The sequence below is a fragment of the Streptomyces sp. NBC_01237 genome (assembly GCF_035917275.1).
GTDB lineage: Bacteria > Actinomycetota > Actinomycetes > Streptomycetales > Streptomycetaceae > Streptomyces.
Map to the genome: position 1 here is coordinate 4,686,002 of NZ_CP108508.1, position 18,557 is coordinate 4,704,558.

17 protein-coding genes are annotated in these 18,557 nt (G+C 68.4%); 13 read left to right on the forward strand and 4 right to left on the reverse strand.

What is annotated here, in order from left to right:
* Positions 1 to 23 precede the first annotated feature (23 nt).
* Both OG251_RS20680 and OG251_RS20685 read right to left on the reverse strand, forming a co-directional pair.
* Positions 24 to 419: a type II toxin-antitoxin system VapC family toxin gene (locus tag OG251_RS20680; protein ID WP_326678577.1), complete on the reverse strand. Its 396-nt coding sequence runs from the start codon at positions 417 to 419 to the stop codon at positions 24 to 26.
* Positions 416 to 703 carry a hypothetical protein gene (locus OG251_RS20685; RefSeq protein ID WP_326678578.1) on the reverse strand — a complete coding sequence of 96 codons (288 nt, stop codon included), beginning with the start codon at positions 701 to 703 and terminating at the stop codon, positions 416 to 418. The genes OG251_RS20680 and OG251_RS20685 overlap by 4 nt, the downstream gene beginning before the upstream one ends.
* A 156-nt stretch (positions 704 to 859) precedes the next feature.
* Here OG251_RS20685 and OG251_RS20690 point away from each other — a divergent pair, with 156 nt between their 5' ends.
* Together OG251_RS20690 and OG251_RS20695 are read left to right on the forward strand one after the other, a co-directional pair.
* Positions 860 to 1,684: an alpha/beta fold hydrolase gene (locus OG251_RS20690; RefSeq protein WP_326678579.1), complete on the forward strand. Its 825-nt coding sequence runs from the start codon at positions 860 to 862 to the stop codon at positions 1,682 to 1,684.
* On the forward strand, positions 1,681 to 2,958 hold the full coding sequence (locus OG251_RS20695; RefSeq protein WP_326678580.1) for a cytochrome P450: 1,278 nt from the start codon (positions 1,681 to 1,683) through the stop codon (positions 2,956 to 2,958). Before OG251_RS20690 ends, OG251_RS20695 begins: the two co-directional genes overlap by 4 nt.
* A gap of 199 nt (positions 2,959 to 3,157) precedes the next feature.
* Here the strand turns inward: OG251_RS20695 and OG251_RS20700 are convergent, their stop codons facing one another.
* Together OG251_RS20700 and OG251_RS20705 are read right to left on the reverse strand one after the other, a co-directional pair.
* Positions 3,158 to 3,661, reverse strand: coding sequence for an SUKH-4 family immunity protein (locus OG251_RS20700; protein ID WP_326678581.1), 504 nt, complete (start codon positions 3,659 to 3,661; stop codon positions 3,158 to 3,160).
* 35 nt (positions 3,662 to 3,696) lie between these two features.
* A complete protein-coding gene (locus OG251_RS20705; RefSeq protein ID WP_326678582.1) occupies positions 3,697 to 7,674 on the reverse strand; it encodes a hypothetical protein in 3,978 nt (1,325 codons plus the stop codon).
* A 279-nt stretch (positions 7,675 to 7,953) separates the two neighbouring features.
* Here OG251_RS20705 and OG251_RS20710 point away from each other — a divergent pair, with 279 nt between their 5' ends.
* The 11 genes from OG251_RS20710 to OG251_RS20760 all read left to right on the forward strand — a co-directional run bounded on the left by OG251_RS20710 (position 7,954) and on the right by OG251_RS20760 (position 18,554).
* Positions 7,954 to 9,510, forward strand: a complete 1,557-nt coding sequence (locus tag OG251_RS20710; protein ID WP_326678583.1) for a phage tail sheath family protein — start codon at positions 7,954 to 7,956, stop codon at positions 9,508 to 9,510.
* A gap of 60 nt (positions 9,511 to 9,570) precedes the next feature.
* Complete coding sequence (locus OG251_RS20715; protein WP_073727493.1) at positions 9,571 to 10,014, forward strand: phage tail protein; 444 nt, start codon at positions 9,571 to 9,573, stop codon at positions 10,012 to 10,014.
* The gene (locus OG251_RS20720; protein ID WP_326678584.1) at positions 10,014 to 10,478 is read left to right on the forward strand and encodes a hypothetical protein; all 465 of its coding nucleotides are present in this window, start codon (positions 10,014 to 10,016) and stop codon (positions 10,476 to 10,478) included. The genes OG251_RS20715 and OG251_RS20720 overlap by 1 nt, the downstream gene beginning before the upstream one ends.
* Complete coding sequence (locus OG251_RS20725) at positions 10,475 to 10,618, forward strand: DUF6760 family protein (RefSeq protein ID WP_187284983.1); 144 nt, start codon at positions 10,475 to 10,477, stop codon at positions 10,616 to 10,618. The genes OG251_RS20720 and OG251_RS20725 overlap by 4 nt, the downstream gene beginning before the upstream one ends.
* A gap of 29 nt (positions 10,619 to 10,647) precedes the next feature.
* Entirely contained in the window at positions 10,648 to 12,429 is a 1,782-nt protein-coding gene (locus OG251_RS20730; RefSeq protein WP_326678585.1) for a hypothetical protein, read from the forward strand.
* A 28-nt stretch (positions 12,430 to 12,457) separates the two neighbouring features.
* On the forward strand, positions 12,458 to 12,895 hold the full coding sequence (locus OG251_RS20735) for a phage tail protein (protein ID WP_073727487.1): 438 nt from the start codon (positions 12,458 to 12,460) through the stop codon (positions 12,893 to 12,895).
* 5 nt (positions 12,896 to 12,900) lie between these two features.
* Positions 12,901 to 13,722 carry a CIS tube protein gene (locus OG251_RS20740; RefSeq protein ID WP_326678586.1) on the forward strand — a complete coding sequence of 274 codons (822 nt, stop codon included), beginning with the start codon at positions 12,901 to 12,903 and terminating at the stop codon, positions 13,720 to 13,722.
* The gene (locus tag OG251_RS20745; protein WP_326678587.1) at positions 13,722 to 15,650 is read left to right on the forward strand and encodes a VgrG-related protein; all 1,929 of its coding nucleotides are present in this window, start codon (positions 13,722 to 13,724) and stop codon (positions 15,648 to 15,650) included. The genes OG251_RS20740 and OG251_RS20745 overlap by 1 nt, the downstream gene beginning before the upstream one ends.
* A gap of 112 nt (positions 15,651 to 15,762) precedes the next feature.
* Positions 15,763 to 16,050, forward strand: a complete 288-nt coding sequence (locus OG251_RS20750; protein WP_326678588.1) for a PAAR domain-containing protein — start codon at positions 15,763 to 15,765, stop codon at positions 16,048 to 16,050.
* A gap of 6 nt (positions 16,051 to 16,056) precedes the next feature.
* The gene (locus OG251_RS20755) at positions 16,057 to 16,524 is read left to right on the forward strand and encodes a GPW/gp25 family protein (RefSeq protein WP_326678589.1); all 468 of its coding nucleotides are present in this window, start codon (positions 16,057 to 16,059) and stop codon (positions 16,522 to 16,524) included.
* Positions 16,521 to 18,554, forward strand: a complete 2,034-nt coding sequence (locus OG251_RS20760) for a putative baseplate assembly protein (protein WP_326678590.1) — start codon at positions 16,521 to 16,523, stop codon at positions 18,552 to 18,554. Before OG251_RS20755 ends, OG251_RS20760 begins: the two co-directional genes overlap by 4 nt.
* Positions 18,555 to 18,557: the final 3 nt, after the last annotated feature.

Genomic DNA, 18,557 nt, shown 5'->3' on the forward strand with positions numbered 1-18,557 from the left:
GCTGCCAGGCCCGGCCCGGCCGGTCAGACCTTGACGACGGCCACAGCCGGGCCGCACAACATGTGCATGTCCTCGGTATCCGAGGTGAGGACGGTCACCGGTCCGGACGCATGGAGTGCGGTAGCCGCGACCACTGCGTCAATGGCGTACTTGTGACCCGCGAGCCCACCCGCGTTCCGAAGGATCTCGACGGCGCGGGCGGCCGTTTCCTTCGTCACCGGCTCGACGACGAGCCGGGAGAGGGCCCAGGACATGCGCGCCCTGTGCGCACCGCTGGGGTCGGCCTCCACGAGGGTGACCGCGCTGATGATCACGCGGACGTCGCGCTTGGCAGCTACCGCCAGGAACGCTGTCATTTCCCGGTCGGCTCGCAGGTAGAGAGACAGTGCCTCGCTGTCGAGCACCCACGTACCGCTCACGCCGCGGCCTCGGCGGTACCGGTGCCCCTGTCGGTGGGGCCGGACAGTCTTTCCTCCGCTGCCTGGATCTCCTCGGGGGTCAGCGGACCATGGATCTCCTCGTTCGAGGCGATCAACTCGGCAAGGTCGTCGCGCTCGATCTGGCGCTGTATGGCGGCCTCGACGTATCCGGAGATACCGCGCTTGCCGACACGGGCGCGCACGGCCTCGATGGTGCCCTCGTGGACGGACACGGACACGGATTTGGTGGGCCCCTCGCCGGGGGAGTAGGCGGGAATCGTCACGCATCAACTCTAACAAAAATTCTATGAGAGGGGCGGTGGCGGACGGCGGTGCCGACGGCCTCCGCGTGTGCCCTTGCGCGGGCCGTTGGTTGCCGCCACCGTGGGCGGGCGGGCTGTTGACCGACAGATCATCGCCGTACCGCGACGGGAGCCAGTGTGACCGCATTGTCTGTTCTGCCTCATGTCCTGCACGGCGACGGCCCGCACAAGGTGATCGCGGTGCACGGCTGGCTCGCCGACCGCTCCGCCTACGACCCGCTGCTGCCGGATCTCGACGTCAGTTCATTCCAGTACGCGGTGGTGGATCTACGGGGATACGGCGAGGCCAGGGACGCGGACGGGTCGTACACCACGGCGGAGGGCGCCGACGACGTGATCGCGCTGGCCGACCGGCTAGGCTGGGACCGGTTCTCGCTGATCGGCCACTCGATGGGTGGCTCCGTCATCCAGCGGACGCTGGCCGCAGCGCCGCAGCGGGTCCGCAGAATCGTCGGGGTGTTGCCTGTCCCCGCGTCCGGCCTGCCTCTGCCGCCCGAGCAGTGGGAGCTGTTTGCCGCGGCGGCGCAGAACCCGGACAACCGTCGGACCATCCTCGACACCACCACCGGAGGCCGGCGCCCGGCGGGCTGGCTGGATCGCATGGTGCGTCGCTCGGTCGAGTGCAGCGACGCGAAGGCGTTCCGGGCCTGGCTGGACTCCTGGGCCGGCGAGGACTTCCACGACCGGATCGACGGTTCGCCCGTGCCGGCCCTGGCGGTCGCGGGGGCGCTGGACCCGGCCCTCTCCGCCGATCTGCAGCGTGCCACCTGGATGCGCTGGTTTCCGCGTGCCGAGCTGGTGGAGCTGCCCTCGTGCGGCCACTACGCGATGGACGAGGCTCCGCTCGACCTGATCCGTGTGATGGAGGACTTCCTGCGGGCGGACGTGGACGTGGACGTGCATGCGCACACGCACGTGGAGGGCGGCGAGGTGACGGCGTGAGCGGGCCCGACGCCGGATCGTCCGTACCGGACATCTTCGACCCGAGGCAGTACGCGCTGGGCATCCCCCACGACCGCTACCGCCACCTGCGCGATCACCACCCCGTCGCGTGGCAGGAGGAGCCGGAGGTACTGGGGTGGCCTGCGGGCCCCGGCTTCTGGGCGGTCACCCGGCACGGGGACGCCGTCAGGGTCCTGAAGGACTCGTCCACTTACTCCTCGTACCTCGGCGCCACCCAGATCCGCGACCCTGACCCCGCCGACCTGCCGTTCATCCGCCGCATGATGCTCAACCAGGACCCACCGCACCACCGGCGACTGCGTACGCTCGTCAGCCGCGCCTTCACCCCCGGCCGGGTGGACCGCTTCGAGACGGTCGTACGTGAACGCGCCCGCTCCCTGCTCACCCGGGCGGTCACCGAGGCGCGGGACGGCGACGGCACCTGCGACCTCGTCACTCAGGTCACCGACGACTACGCGCTGCTCAACCTCACGGACCTGCTGGGGGTACCGGACAGCGACCGGGGCCTCCTTCTCCACTGGACCCAGCGGGTCATCGGCTACCAGGACCCCGACGAGGCGGGGACACCGACACTCGGCCCGGACGGCAAGCCGGTCAACCCGCGCTCTCCGGCGTCACTGCGCGACATGTTCGCGTACGCGCACGAGCTGGCGGCACACAAGCGTCAGCACCCTGCCGATGACGTGATGACGGCCCTCGCCACCGATCCTGAACTGAGCGCGCCCGAACTGGAGATGTTCTTCTTCCTGCTGGTGGTGGCGGGCAACGACACGGTACGCAGCGCGGCTCCTGGCGGCCTGCATCTACTGGCCCAGCATCCGGAGGCGTACCGCCGCCTGTGCAACGGCGAGGTGGGGTTCGCCACGGCCGTGGACGAACTGCTCCGCCGCCACCCCCCGGTCCTGACGTTCCGCCGCACGGGCGCCCGGGACACGGAGTTGGCGGGTGCCCGTATCCGCGCAGGCGACAAGGTGGTCGTCTTCCACGCCTCGGCCAACCACGACGAACGCGTCTTCCCCGACCCGTTCACCTTGGACCTCTCCCGGTCCCCGAACCCGCACATCTCGTTCGGCGACGGCCCTCATGTCTGCCTGGGGGCGCACTTCGCGCGGTTGCAGCTGCGCGCGTTGTACGAGGAGATGTGCCGAGCGCTCCCCGCCGGGGCACTCCACTCTGTGGCCCCACCGCGCCGGCTGGTGTCGAACTTCATCAACGGGCTGAAGACGCTGCCTGTGCGGGTGGCTGATGGGTGAGCACAGGTCGGTCCGCGAGCCGTGGGGAATTTCAACAAGGGATGCTCTTTTTTTGCGTAATTAACGGAGTGGCCGAGAGGAGGATAAATGCTATATCCACCACAGTGTCATGGAGTTTGACGATTGGGGGCATTTGGATCTTCGGGAATAAGTTCGAGCGTTTGTGGTGATAATGCGATGCAAGAATCGAGCGATTGAATCAATTGGCCAAGTATTCGAATAACTGCTCCCATTTGTCTGAAGAACTCAGGGCCAGAGGATCTATTTCCTGAGTCAGTGCAGTGAGGTCTGAGATGTCGCTAGAGGTTCTTTGGTGTGCTACTTGCGAGATCCTTGCGAGTAAGGTGACAAAAGTGTAGAGGTCGCTCGCAAGTACTACCGGAGTTTGTTCAAGGGCGCGAGTCAGCATGAGAATCCTGCCGTCTTCTGCGTCAAGACATAGGAATCCATCGAGGAATAGTCCTAAATTCAAAACGTGTGTAGATTGCGCCCAGGGGGGGAGTGGTATTCCCGTCAGCACTTCACTCAGTGGCCTCAGGTTGTACAAATTTGTTGCGACCAAATCGCCGAGGCTTGTGGGAACTCCGATACTCTTCAGCACCATTCTGGCTTGATCGTTCGTCAATTGTTCCGGGATCTCGCTAAAGCGCAAAGTTGGCGCCAGGGCGGCGCCAAATATCCTGATCATTTCTGAACGATCCATGGGCACTAATGCCTCCTCGTGAGCCGTCAGTCGGCTCAAATGATATTGATCGTCGCTAGTTGTGTTCGTACCTCGTTGACCAGTGCTTTGATTTCGCTGGAACGTGCAGCCATCTGTGTGCGGATGTAATGGTAGTCAAATGCCTCTTGAACATTGAGGCCAGTGTCATTTGCGGGGTCGAAGGCTCGCGTCTGAGAGGCTCCCGAGGGGTTATTACGTGCTGCTTGATGCGCACTTCCTATGACGAATCCAACATGTGGATCCGATGCGTCAATCGGCTCCACGTCCACACCCCGAGATAAAAGAACGGCGATTCCAAGCCTTGCTGCCATGTGCTCTGGGCCGGTATCGAGGTTGACCCATGGCTCACGGGTAGCTGCCCAGCTTTGCCTGGATTGCGCTTCAGATTGTCCTGGGTAACGCATATCCAATGGCGGTGTGGAGATTTCCTGAATTACGGCATTGATTGGGGGAGTGATCTGTGGTGCTCCCCGAGATGTGAACCACTGGTCCAGTCGTGATCCGGTGACCGGATCTACAATCTGCCTCAAGTCGGCCGCAGGAATGTTGCTGATGCCCTGCTGGCCTAGAGGTGTTCGGGCCGCCGTTACACGTGATATCGCGTCCCAGTTATCATTTATGTTGTCTGACGATGTTTGTGTGACTTTACCTTGGGGTCCGCCGTACAGTGCGGCCGTGTGCACCGTCGATTTAACTTTCGGGTTAATTCCGCTTAGCTTTTCGGAGAAGTTTCCAATATGAGAGGCGCAATTTATGCATGGCGACCTGGTCACGTACAGGGTTAGGCTCGGATCGGTAGATTTCTTAATTGATTTATGGACTTTCGGGTCGGTGCTCAATAGATCATCAAAATGATTAACCACGCCCTCTTCGGCGTGAGCCTCGCGCACGCTGTGGAGCTTGTAATTGGTGCGCTCTCGGCTTTTGATTGAGCCAGCCCATTTCCCTCCTGGGTTTCCACCATCTGGATATCGAAGATAGCCTATCGAGAAAGTGTCCTGCGTCGGTCGTCCTCTGCTTACATTCGGATGGGAGTTTGATTGAACCGGATAATAGGGGAGCTGTCGTTGATGAAATATGGGGTGGGCGCCTCCGGGGGCCTGCTGCGCTGTAGGTAGGGGGAGGTCTCCATGAATATCTGCTATGAAAGCAGCCTGGGTGGATTTTCTTAGGAAATTGAGAAAATATCTAGTGGTCGATCCGACTGGATTGACCTGAGCTTTAAGTCGAAAGTCGGGGGTCTCTGCAAACCCGCCCGTCTCGACCCATAGTCGGCGCAGGCCCTTTGGGCGCCAACGCTTCATTATGCTCTGCAATGTGTTTTCTATTGAATTTCCGTCGATCCCGCCGCCTATTCGAGATTCGGCGTCTTTCAGTGCGGCGTTGAGTACCCTTTTTTTCCTTTCGTCTCCGATCTCTTTTTTGGGGGCTTTCTTTTTGGAAGGGGTGGGAGTGCTCTTGTCCGGCTCCGTTGAAGGTTTCTTTATCTTTTCGTCATTTTTCTTCTTTAGATTTTTCCAGAATGCTTTGCCTTTCTTGGCTATGAAGTCGACGATCTTGTCGATTGCCCTGTTCACGGGACGGGACACCGCATGGAAGACGCTCTTCACCTTGTTGGCCAGGCTGCCGATGCCCAGCAGTGAAGCCAGGAAGCCGATCAACAACGGAACGCTGGTTGCCAGGGCGGCTTCTATCAGCTTTGGGACGCCTGCCGCGCCGCCGTTGGCTATCGCTATGACCGCGTCCAGGACCGCGTTGACGAAGTCGGCTATCTGGGCGCCCTGGGTCACGATGAACGTGACGATGTCGATGATTCCCTTGACCGCCCGGATGAATGCGGAGGCCGGGTTGAGGAGGGAGAGGATCCAGGTGATGCCCGCGATGATGACCGTGGGGATCAGGTAGCTCGTCAGCTTCTGGAGGATTGTGGCTTTGAGGTCGCCCGTCTCCGCCTGGATTTCCTTGGCCGCGCCTGCCGGGCCCTCGCGGGCGATGTTCTTCGCTACGGGGACCGACGTTTCGACGGCGGTCATCGCCTCGTCGGGGACGCCCTTGCGGGTCACGCGGGCGCGGATGTTGTCCCAGGTCAGGCCCAGGAGTGAGCCGATGAGCTGGATGATGCCCTTGAGGTCAAACCTCGCGGGGAGTTCGAGGCCCGCCTTGAGCGCGGTGCCCAGAAGCCAGGAGACGACGCCTGTTTTCAGGTGCTCGGTGATGTTGCTGATGAAGAGGTTGAGGCCCGCGCCTACCGCCTTGACCAGGTTGCCCAGGAACCCGATGGGGTCTTTGATGATCTTCATGACCGCGGAGGCGGCCTTGGCGAGGATGTCGAGCAGGAGCTTCCTCAGCTCGTTGATCGTCTTGATGGTTCCTGCGATCGCGTCCTTCGCCTTGTCGATCAGGCCCTTGTTGGCCTCCTGGAGCTTCTTGATCTCCTCGTCGATCTTGTTCAGTGCAGCGGTGTATTTGTTGGCCAGGTCCTGGACCAGTTGTTCGGACTTCTCGTTGACCGTGGCTTCCAGGTCGTCGAACTTTCCCGCGAAGTCCTTCGCCGCCTCCTCGCCGAACTGCTTGAGGTCCGCGGGGAGTTTGTCGACCTCCGCCTTCAGCTCCGTGCGGCCCTTCGCTATACGGGCCTTCGCCCTGCCCAGTTCCGTACCGATGAGGTCGGCGACGGCGGAGATCACCGTCTGCATCTGGGAGACGTAGAGCTTGCGGGCCTCCTGGTAGAGGTTGTTCGCCTCCTTCGGGAGGCCGGCGAACTTGTCCTTCACCCAGCGGGCCTTGCCCGTCCAACCCGAGTAGCGCTTGTCCTTGTACTTCTTCATCCGGCGTTTGTGGTCCGCCGTGAACGCGTCCCGCGCCGATTTCTCGCCCGTCGTGAACGCTGTGTCGACCTTCTTGTCCAGGCCGGACAGGGTCTCCTCGACGTCCTTCTTCGTGCCGTCGTAGACCTTCTGGAGCTTCGCCGTGACCTCGGCGCGCTTCTTCTCGTCCTTGGTCTTCGTGTCCCCCTTGCCGCCGTCGACCTGCTTCCCCGCCGATGCCCGGGTCGCGGTCAGCGCGGTCATGGCCTGGGCGCCGGAGGCAGCCGCGTTCTGCTTCGCCGTGGAAAGCTGCTGGTTCTCCGCCGCCTGGCCCTTCGCCGGGGCCGCCGCAGAGTCCGTTTCGGCGGTCTTCTTCGCGGAGAGGGCATCGTTGAACTCCGGCTCGTTGCTCTTGGCGAGCTGTTCCTCGGTGACCTCGGCGTCCGCCATCGCCTGGTCGTTCTGCGCCGGGCCCTCCGAGAAGTCCGTCACCGCCGCGGGCTGCTTCGCCGGGACCGCGTCCGCCGCGGACGGGGCGCCCGGGTTCGCCGGGGGCTGGTCCGGGGTGAGGGGGGTGACCTCTTTGTCCTTGGCGGCCGAGGTGTCCGGCGGGGCCTTCGTCGCCGTGTCGATGTCCTTGGCCGAGGACTCCTTGCCGTCCGTGACCTTCCCGTCGACCTCGTCCTTGACCTTGTCGGCCTTCCCGGACTTGGAGAACTTGTCGGCCTCGTCGAGGTTCTTCGGCGCCTGCGCGTCGATCGCCTTGTTCACCGCGTCGACGAACGCCTTCTTGTCGAACTCGCCCGGCTTCGCGGCATTCATCTTCTCCGCGTTCGCCGTCTTGCCCTGGGCCTCCTTGTCGTCCGGCGGCGCGACGGCCGCGTCCTGCGACGCCTTCGACTCCGCAGCCGCGGGCGCGTGAACAGCGATCCGGGTCCGCTTCGCCGCCACGTCCGCCTTCACCGCCCGGAAACCCGGGGCCTGCGCGGGGGAAGGCTTCACCGGTTCCGTGTAGCGCTGAGCGACCAGACGGGAGACCGCCGCGTTCCCCGCCGACCGTTGCAGGTGCCGTAGCCGCTGGAGCGAGTGGCGGTCCGGGGAGGGCAGGGAGGGAACAGGAGCCGGGTGCGGGGTCTCGGTGCGGGGCGCTGCGGTGGGGGCCGTCTTCTCCGGAACCGCCTTCATCGCCGTCCCTCCCGCCAGCCCTCGGTTGCCCGGACGTGGTGCCTGTCAGGGTGCCGGGGGACCCCGGGGGCGGACGGAGTCTGCGGGGGCGCGGTCGGGGGCAGAGACGGCCCGTCCGGGCGGAGGTGTCGCGTTGCCTCTTAGGGCAGTCGTTGGTGCACGGCAGGGCGGCCGTGCATCCGTTCCCGGTGATCGAACGAGTGGCGAGAATTGCCGGCGTTCCCCGGTCGTGGAACGGGGCGAGCAGCACGTCGAGGAGCGCGTCAAGGAGAGGCTCATATGCCGTCGTACCTGTCCCCGGGCGTCTACGTCGAAGAGGTCGAGTCCGGATCCCGGCCGATCGAAGGGGTGGGCACCTCGGTCGCCGCCTTCGTCGGCTTCGCCCAGCGGGGACCTCTCGACGAGCCGACGCTGATCACGAACTGGAGCCAGTTCGTCAGTACCTTCGGCGACTTCGTCGACGGGACGTACCTCGCCTCCTCCGTCTACGGCTTCTTCGCCAACGGCGGCGGCATCTGTTACGTCGTGCGGATCGGTGACGGTTCCGCGCAGGGCGGCGATGGGGAGAGCGGGGAGAGCGGGGAGAGCGGCCAACTGGCCGCCGGGTCCGAAGTGCAGGTCGGCCCCTACGCCGTGCGGCCCCGGCCGGGCGTGGCCGGGGAGATCAGCGTCGAGGTGACGGACGCCGAGGGCGACGACCCTCCCTCCGACGTCTTCCAGCTCATCGTGAAGCGCGACGGGCAGGTCGCGGAGACGTACCCCTCGGTGACGACGAAGCGCAGCAAGGAGAACGTCGCCACCCGGGTCAACGCCAAGTCCGAGCTCATCGAGGTACGGGAGTCGGGGCGTGGCGCCGCGCCCGCCCGCCCCGAGACGCAGTCCGTCACCCTCGCGCCCGCCGCTCCCGCCGCCGGTGGTGCCGGGTCGCTGGCCCCCGAGGTGTACGTCGGTGACGCCGACCGCAGGACCGGGCTCGGCGGCCTGGAGGCGGTCGACGAGGTCACCATGATCGCGGTTCCCGACCTGATGAGCGCGTACGAACGCGGGCTGCTGGACCTGGAGTCGGTCATCGCCGTCCAGCAGGGGCTGATCTCCCACTGCGAGCTGATGGGCGACCGCGTCGCCATCCTCGACCCGCCGCCGGGGCTCTCGCCCCAGCAGGTCAGGGGCTGGCGCACCGACCGGGCCAACTTCGACTCGAAGTACGCGACGCTCTACTACCCCTGGATCAGCGTCGCCGACCCCGCCTCGGGCCGCGCCACCCTCGTACCGCCCAGTGGGCACATCGCCGGGGTCTGGGCGCGCAATGACGATTCGCGCGGGGTGCACAAGGCTCCGGCGAACGAGGTGGTCCGGGGAGCCGTCGCGTTGCAGACGCAGCTGACCAAGGGCGAGCACGACCTGCTCAATCCCCTCGGGCTGAACTGCATCCGCTCCTTCCCCGGGCGGGGAATCCGGGTGTGGGGTGCGCGGACGCTCGCTTCGGACCCGGCCTGGCGGTACTTGAATGTGCGGCGGCTCTTCAACTACCTGGAGGAGTCGATCCTCGCCGGCACGCAGTGGGTCGTCTTCGAGCCGAACGACGATGCGCTGTGGGCCCGTATCCGCCGTACGGTCTCGGCGTTCCTGGTCAACGAATGGCGCAAGGGGTCGCTGTTCGGGCTGACGCCCGACGAGGCGTTCTACGTGAAGTGCGACCGCGAGACCAACCCGCCCGAGAGCATCGACGCGGGTCAGGTCATCTGCGAGATCGGTGTCGCACCGGTCAAGCCGGCCGAGTTCGTGGTGTTCCGGCTCTCCCAGCTGACCGGCGGCACCGGCGGGATCGACGAATGACCGGACCCTCGAACAGCCCGCAGCCCGGTCCGTTTCTGAGCATGGCGTAAGGAGCCCGTTGTGCCACTTCCCGATCTCGACAGTTCCGTCGGGTGCTCGTTCGGCCTCGAATTCGACAGCGTCCTCATCAAGCAGATCACCGAGGTCAGCGGTCTGAAGATGGAGCAGGACGTCATCGAGCTGAAGCAGAACACCGCCGACGGCAAGTACGCCCTGAAGAAGCTGCCGGGCCGGCCCAAGGCCGGTGAGGTCACCGTGACGCGCGGCCTCACGGAGGACAACAGCTTCGAGCGCTGGATCAAGGACTCGCGCTTCGGCCGGATGACGGACGCCCGCCGCAACGGCTCGGTCATCGTCTACGACTACGAGGGCATGCCGATCAAGCGCTACAAGCTCATCAACGCCTGGCCGAAGTCCTTGGAGATCGGCACGCTCAAGGCCGGCGACACCTCGGTCCTGACGGAGAAGCTGGCGATCACCTACGAGAGCATGGAACTCGACTGATGCGCCGTACGGTCCAGTTCCAGGCCCCCGGGCAGGAGCAGCAGGAAAGGACGGAGCGGGCGGAGCAGCAGGGCCGGGACCGGCATCCCGAGCCGCTGCGGACGGAGTTCGCCTTCGAGCTGCCGCGCGGGTACGTCGACGACTCGGGCGCCGTGCACCGCGGCGGAGTCATGCGGCTCGCGACCGCCCGCGACGAACTGGTGCCGCTGCGGGACGACCGGGTCCGGGAGAACTCCGCGTACCTCTCCGTCGTCCTGATCTCCCGGGTCGTGACCCGGATCGGCACCATCGACGACATCCACCCCGGCATCATCGAGGACCTGTTCGCCTCGGACCTGGCGTTCCTCCAGGACTTCTACCGCCGGATCAACGCCGAGGGACACACCCGCGCCGCCGTCACCTGTCCCTCCTGCCAGGAGGAGTTCGCGGTGGATCTCGCCGGTGGCCGCCTGGGGGAATCGTGACGTACGCGGCCGACCTGCTCTACGAGGAGGTCGCGTACCTCGCCTATCACTTCCACTGGCCGCTCGATGACCTGCTGGACCTGGAACATCCGGAACGCCTGAAGTTCGTCGCACAGATCGCTCGCCTCAACGGGCAGTAGCGGGTGGCGCGGGGGAGGACACGAGATCCATGGGGCTGATGTCCTGGCTGCGCGGCGGCCGTTCCACGAGCGGGGCCGTGCCGGTGGCCGCGCAGGGCGCGCGGACTCCGGCGCCGAGGGACGACCGTGTCGATGTGCTTCGGCTGGTGCCCGTGCAGCGGACCCTCGCCGGGCAGGAACTCGTCACCGATCCCTCCGGGTTCGAGCAGTCGCTGTCCACCCGGCGGGACACCGCTCTCGGTACGCCCCTGGGCCATCTCGTCAGCCCCGACGCGCCCGCCGGACTCGTCCACGGGCTCACCGCGCCGGCGCCGGTGGGCCCGCGGCCGTCGCCCACGGCCCAGCGGTCCGTCGAGATGCCGATGCGAGTGGCGACGGTGCCGGTACAGCGTGTGTACGCGGGTGGCGCACCGGCCATGACCTCGGCCGGGGAGCGGGCGGTGGCCGGCCTTCCCGTACACCGGCTCGTCGGCGAACAACCCCTCGTACCGCAGTCGGTGATCCCGCCACCGGGCGATGCGGGGACCGCCGGGAGTGGGGCTGTTCAGCGTGGTGTGGAGCCTCCGGCAGCGGAGCCGGCCCGGCGCGCGCCCGGACTCGGGGCGCCTCTGGCCGGACTGCCGCCGACAGCTCAGCGATCGGCCGCCGCTTCCGTACCGGGGAGTGGGGGCGGGAGCGGGGGCGGCGCCGGGAGTGAGGGGGGCGCGGCGGCGGTTCCCGTGTCGCGGAGTGCGGAGGACGGCCCCGGCCTACCGGAGGTGGCGGTACCGGCGGTACCGGACGAAGGACCCGAGCCGCCGTCCGTCGGTACGGACATGAGCGGGCCCACCGCCCCGTTGCTCGGCGACGATCCGCTCGTCGGTGCCGTGTCCGTGTCCGTGTCCGTGTCCGGTGCCGTGTCTGGCGCCGCCCCCGGTGGCTTCGGTGGTTCCGGTGGTTTCGGTGGTGAGGCTGCCGGGGCGGCGGTCCAGCGTTCCACCGGTACTCCTGGTGCCTCCGGTGATCCCGTTGCTCCTGGTCCCCCGCACTCCTTGCCCACCGCCCCGCTGCTCGGCGATCGTCCGCTGACCCTTCGCACCACCGCCGGTCCGGAAGGGGCCGAAACGCCGATCGGACCCGTCGTGCAGCGTTCCCCGGAGGGGCCTTCCGGCGCGGTGGCCGGTGCCGGACCCCTTGGCGTACCCGACGCCGTGCCCGTGCGCTGGACCACGGCGGGGACGGGTACGGGAGCGGGTACAGGGACGGGGACGGGCGCGGGCACGTACGCGGGAGCGCCTTCCGTGCAGCGGACCGTCGTCGCCTCCCCGGGCGCGCCCCCCACGGCGTCGCGCCTCCCGGTGCAGCGGCGGACCGGCCAACGGCCGCCGGGTGGCGGCAGCCGCAGCGCCTTTCCCACGGCCGGTGCCTTCGCCGTCGCGGCAGGGGTCGCCCAGCGCATGCCCGACGGAAGCGTCGTCTTCGGCCCCCCGTCCGCCACGTCGGCCTCGCCGCCTTCGGGCACGGCGCGACCGGTCGTCCAGCGGGACGCGGAGATCACCGAGGAGCCACCGCCACCCGACCCCGTACCGGACACGGCGACGGAACCGGAACCGGACGCGGACGCGGAACCGGACTCCGAGTCCTCCTCAGGTGACGCGGCCGGTGCTCCTGCCTCCCGCGCCGGTGGTGGTGGAGCACCGGGCCAGGCGGGTGCGCCGCCCGTGACGGACGAGCTGGTCCGTGCCCTGTACGCCCCGCTCAGCCGTCTCCTCAAGGCCGACCTCCGGCTGGAACGCGAACGCGCCGGATTCCTCATCAACACCCGCCACTGAGCACCACCCACTGAGAGAGGTACGTGTCATGGCCACCGCTCAGGACAGCGACCCCGCCGTCAGCGTCTGCTTCGTCGTGACGATCGACGACATCGAGCTGGGGTCGTTCAACACATGTGACGGCCTGGGCTGCGAAGTGGTGCTCGAAACGCGGGAGGAGGGCGGCAACAACGGTCATCTGTGGCAGCTGCCGACCCGCCTGAAGTACTCCAATGTGAAGCTCTCCCGGCCGCTCACCCGGGAGACGGAGAAGGTGGCGCGCTGGTTCGCCACGATGACGACCGGGTTCAGCCGCAAGACGGCGCACATCGAGGCGCGGACCGGGGACGGGCGCAAGGTGGCCCAGTGGGGGCTGCTGGAGGTCGTCCCCGTGCGCTGGACCGGCCCGTCGTTCACGCCCGAGTCGCCGAAGGTCGCGATGGAGACGATCGAGATCGCCCATCACGGCTATGTGATGGAGGGCTGAGCGGCGTGAGCGGGGCAGGGCCCATCGCCTTCAGCGCCGCCGGTACGTCGGGGGTGGCGTCCGCCGCGAAGGGCGGCTCGGCCCGGCCCAAGCTGGAGCACGCCTACCTGGAGCTGCGGACCCCGCCGACCGGTGGCGGGCTCACCCCCGGCGGGCCGTGCGGGCGGATCGACTTCCAGTTCAACCCCAAGGAGCTGAGCCTGACCAAGGCGGCTTCCTGGAAGCGGAGTCCGGCCAAGGGGGCGAAGAGCTCCGGGCCGCCGGAGTACCAGGGGTCGCAGCCCAGCAAGCTCACCGTCGAGATGTTCTTCGACGCCAGTGACACCCAGGACACCCGGGTGGTGACCTCGGTGGAGCAGCTGTTCGCGTGCTGTGTGCCGACGAACGAGACCCGGCAGCAGCAGCGTTCCTCGCCGCCGTGGGTGGTCTTCCACTGGGGCGGGCTCACGGGATTTCCGGGGTACGTCAGTCAAGTGGCGGCGAAATACACGCTGTTCACGACGTCCGGGGTGCCGATCCGGGCGGTCTGCCAGGTCACGATGGAGGAGATCAGCGGGGAGACACCTGGGCAGAACCCGACCTCGGGCGCGCTGGCGGCCCGGCGCGTGCACCGGGTGGACGCCGGGGACTCGCTGCCCTCGCTGGCCCACCGGGAGTACGGGGACGCCGGTGCCTGGCGGGTGATCGCCGAGGCGAACGGCATCGACGACCCGATGCGGATCGCGCCGGGTACCCAGCTCCTGCTGCCCGCCCTCGACGAGCTGAACCGGCTCCGGGACGCGGCCGACCGGCCTCGCGGCGCCGTCGTCCGGGAGAGGCGGGGCTGATGGCTCAGCAGGGGGTCGCCACCGCGCTGGTGGTGGAGTTCGGCGGCACACCGCTGCCGGCGAAGTTCGTGAACACCCTGGTCGAGGGGTACGTCGACGACAGCCGTACGCTCCCGGACCTGTTCCTGCTGCGGTTCCGGGACCCCGACCGGGTGCTGCTGGAGCAGGCCGGGCTGAAGATCGGCAGCGAGGCCCGGCTGCTGGCCCGCGCGGGCGGGGACACGGCTCCGAAGCCGCTGCTCGACGGCGTGGTGACCGCTCTGGAGGTGGAGCTCGACGAGACCGGCACCTTCACCGTCGTACGCGGGCTCGACGAGTCGCACCGGCTCTTCCGGGGGCGCCGGGTGGCCAGCTACCAGAACATGACCCTCGCCGACATCTGCGGTCAGGTCGCCCGGCGCGCCGGGCTGAAGCCGGGGAACGTGGACATCGCCGGTCCGGTGCTCGAACACATCGCGCAGCCCAACGTCACGGACTGGGAGTTCGTGCGCGGGCTCGCCGAGGAGGCCGGCGCCCAGGCGTACGTACGCGACGGGCAGCTGCACATCACCCGGCCCGCCGAGGCGAGCGGTGCACCGGACGCCTCGGCGCGTGCGGACCGCGATCCCCTCGTCCTGGAACTGGGCAGCAACCTGCTGCGCTGCCGGGCCGGGGTGTCCGCCGCCGAGCAGGTCTCCGAGGTGGAGGTACGCGGCTGGGACGTCCAGGCCAAGCAGCCGCTGGTGGGCAGGGCCCCGGCGGGGAAGTCGTCCACGCTGGAGCTCGGGGTGACGGCCGCGGAGGTGGCCGCCCCGTTCGGCGAGGCGCGGTTCGTCGTGACGGACGCGGCGTACGGGGCGCAGGCGCAGGTGGACCAGGCGGCGAAGGCCCTGGCGGAGCGGATCGCCGGATCGTTCGCGGAGCTGGAGGCGGTGATCCGGGGGAATCCGGAGGTCCGGGCGGGCAGCGCGGTGGCGCTGAACGCGGTGGGCGCGCCGTTCGAGGGCCGGTACACGGTGACGTCCTCGCGCCATGTCTTCGACGCCGTACGCGGGTACGAGACCTGGATCACCGTCTCCGGTCAGCAGGAGCGTTCGCTGTTCGGACTGACCGGGGGAGCACCGGGCGGGGGCGGCGGTGGTGGTGGCTCGCGGTGCGCCGGGCTGGTCAGCGGGACCGTGACGGACACGCAGGACCCGGAGGGGTCGGGGCGCGTCAAGGTCCGGTTCCCGTGGCTGTCCGACGAGTACGCGAGCGACTGGGCGCGTACGGCGCAGTCGGGCGGGACGGGCGGCGGCGAGGCGTTCATCCCGGAGGTCGGTGACGAGGTGCTGGTCGGGTTCGAGCACGGGCATCTGGACCGGCCCTATGTGCTCGCGGGGCTGTACAACGGGAAGGACCGGCCGGGCGGGGGTGGTTCCGGCGCCTCCGGGAGCGGTGCGCCCGCCGGTGACAGCGGTACTCCCGCCGGTGGCGGTGGCGGTGGTGAACTGGTCGATCCCACCAGTGGTGCCGTGAACCGGCGCACCTTCGCGTCCAAGAGCGGCAACCAGCTGGAGCTGCTGGACGCCGCGAACGGGCCGCAGGGCGTCCGGCTCCGTACCGGCGACGGCAAGCTCACGATCGACCTCGACCGCAAGGGCACCGCCATCGTCATCAACAGCGACGGCAGCGTGACGATCGAGGCCAAGGAGCGGGTCTCCATCACGGCGGCCAAGGGGGTCGCGCTGGACGCCGGCCGCGGTGCTCTCCAACTCGCGGGTGACAGCGTCACGTTGACGTCCCGCAGCGGAGTGTCCGTCGACGGCGGGAACGGGAAGCTCGCGCTCTCCACCGGTGGAGCGGTGGAGGTGCGAGGCGGCCAGGTCTCGGTCGACGGCACCCAGCGCACCGACATCAAGAGCGGTGCCTCGGTGTCCGTGAACGCCCCGATCATCAAGCTCAACTGACGTACTCACCCTCGCCTCCGGCCCCGTACAAGCAGACGCAGACGTACATGAAGACGTACACGCACACGCACCGCTCACGCACTCGCACTCGTACCGAACAGGAGTGGACCGCATGTCGGCAGCAGCATCCGCAGCCGCCCGGGTCGGCGATCCCACCGGGCATCCCGGCACGGTCGGGCCGCCCGGTGTGCCGTCCGTGCTCATCGGCGGGAAGCCCGCCGCCACGGTCGGCACCGCGCACCAGTGCGCGTCCCCCGCCGCCCATCCGCCGTCCACGATCGCGCCGCCCGGCAGCTCCTCGGTGCTGATCGGCGGGAAGCCCGCCGCCCGGGTCGGGGATCTGGCGGGCTGCGGCGCACCGGTCGTGTCCGGGTGCACGTCGGTGCTGATCGGGGGCTGAGCCGGTATGGGACAGCAGTTCATCGGTGCGGGCTGGGCGTTTCCGCCGCGTACGGATGCCACCGGGTCCATCGCCCTGGTGCGTGGCGAACACGAGCTGGAGGAGTCGATCCGGCTGATCCTGGCGACCTCGCCGGGGGAGCGGCCGATGCGGCCGGAGTTCGGCTGCGCCGTCAACGACTACGTGTTCGCCCCCGCGGACGCGGGGACCGCCGGGCAGCTCGCGTACGAGGTACGGCTGGCGCTGGAGCGCTGGGAGCCCCGGATCGAGGTGACCGAGGTGGTCGTCCGGTTCGACGAGGCGGACGAGGGGGTGCTGTACATCGACATCGGTTACACGGTGCGCGGTGCCAACGACCCCCGGAACCTGGTCTTCCCCTTCTATGTGATCCCGCAGCACGCCCAGGACACGAACGCCGCCCAGGACGCGACGGCCGCCCGGGGAACGCCCTACGACGAGGAGGCAGGCGCGTGACGCTGCCCAGTCCGCATCTGGACGACCGCCGCTTCCAGGACCTGGTGGACGAGGCCAAGCGCCTGGTGCAGCAGCGCTGCCCGGAGTGGACCGACCACAATGTGTCCGATCCCGGTGTGACCCTCATCGAGGCGTTCGCGGCCATGGTCGACCAGCTCGTCTACCGGGTGAACCGGGTGCCGGAGAAGAACTACCTGACCTTCCTCGACCTGATCGGGGTGCGGCTCCACCCGCCCACGGCCGCGCAGACCGAGGTGACGTTCCGGCTGTCCGCGCCGCAGCCCGACCCGGTGGTGGTGCGGGCGGGTACGGAGGTCGCCACACTCCGTACGGAGACGGAGGAGGCGGTCGTCTTCACCACCTCCGAGACCCTGACGGTGGAGCCCTGCGCCTTCGCCCATCTCGCCACCTGGCCCTCGCCCGGGGAAGCCGTGGACCGTACGGAGGAGCTGGCGCTCGGGCGGGACGTGGCGTGTTTCGGGGCCACTCCGGCGCCGGGGGACTGCCTGTACGTGGGTCTGTCCGCCGCCGTTCCGGCGGGCGTGGTCGTCCTTCGGCTGGACTGCCGGGTCGAGGGCGTCGGGGTCGACCCGCTGCGGCCGCCGCTGCTCTGGGAGGCGTGGGACGGTACCGCCTGGACGGTCTGCGAGGTCGAGAAGGACGACACGGGCGGCTTCAACCGGTCCGGCGAGCTGATCCTGCATCTGCCGAAGAACCACGTACCGGCGGCCGTCGTGGGGCGTACCGGCGGCTGGCTTCGCTGCCGTCTGATCGAGGCGGAGCCGGGCCGGCCGACGTACATGGCGCCGCCCGTGGTCCGCCGGATCTCCGCGTTCACGATCGGGGCCACCGTGTCCGCCGAACACGCCGAGACCGTCACCGACGAGGTGCTCGGAGCGGCGGAGGGCGTACCGGGCCAGGTGTTCACGCTGGCGCGCCCGCCCGTGGTGCCCGGCGAGTTCGTCGTGGAGGTGTCGGACCAGGCGGGCGGTGACGGGTTCACCCGGTGGACCCAGGTCGACGACTTCGCGCACTCCGGGCCCGAGGACCGCCACATCACCCTCGACCCGAACTCCGGCCGCGTGGAGTTCGGCCCCGCCGTGCGGGAACGGGACGGCGGCATCCGCTACTACGGCGACTTCCCGGACAAGGGCGCCATCGTCCGGGTGCGTTCCTACCGCACCGGCGGCGGGCTGCGCGGCAACGTCGCCCGGTCCACCCTGCGGGTCCTGCGCAGCGCGATCCCGTACGTGGCACGGGTGGAGAACCGTCGCCCGGCGCTCGGCGGGGTCGACGGGGAGAGCGTCGACAGCGCACGGGTGCGCGGGCCGATGACGCTGCGGACCCTGCACCGGGCCGTCGTCCCGCACGACTACGAACTCCTGGCCCGCGAGATCGCCCCGGACGCGGCCCGCGTGCACTGCATCCGGGCCGGAGAGGATGGGAGCGGGTCCGGCGGGAGCGGGTCCGGGGGGAGCGGCGGGGCAGCGGCGGAGAGCGGGAGCGCCGGGAGCGACGGTGGCGCCGGGGCGGGCGGAGTGCGGCTGCTCGTCGTACCGGCCGGACGCAGTGACGAGCAGGGCCGGATCGTGTTCGACGAACTCATCCCGCCCGCCCAGACCCTCGGCCTCATCGCCGGGCATCTGGACGCCCGCCGTCCGATCGGGGCCCGGCTGGTGGTCGAGCCGCCGTTCTACCAGGGCGTCACCGTCGTCGCCACGGTGCAGGCCGAGCGAGGAGCCGTCGTCGAACGGGTCCGTGAGACGGCGCTCGCCGCGCTGTACGGGTACTTCAACCCGCTGACCGGCGGACCGAACGGGCAGGGCTGGCCGTTCGGCCGGCCGATCCAGTCGGGCGAGGCGTTCGCCGTGCTGCAACGGGTGCCCGGGGTGGACCTGGTGGAGGACGTACGGCTGTACCCGGCGGACCCGGTGACCGGGGAGCGGACCGAAGCCACCACCCGGATTCCGCTGGACCGGCACGCGCTGGTCTTCAGCTACGAACACGCGCTCCGGGTACGGGAGGGCTGAGCC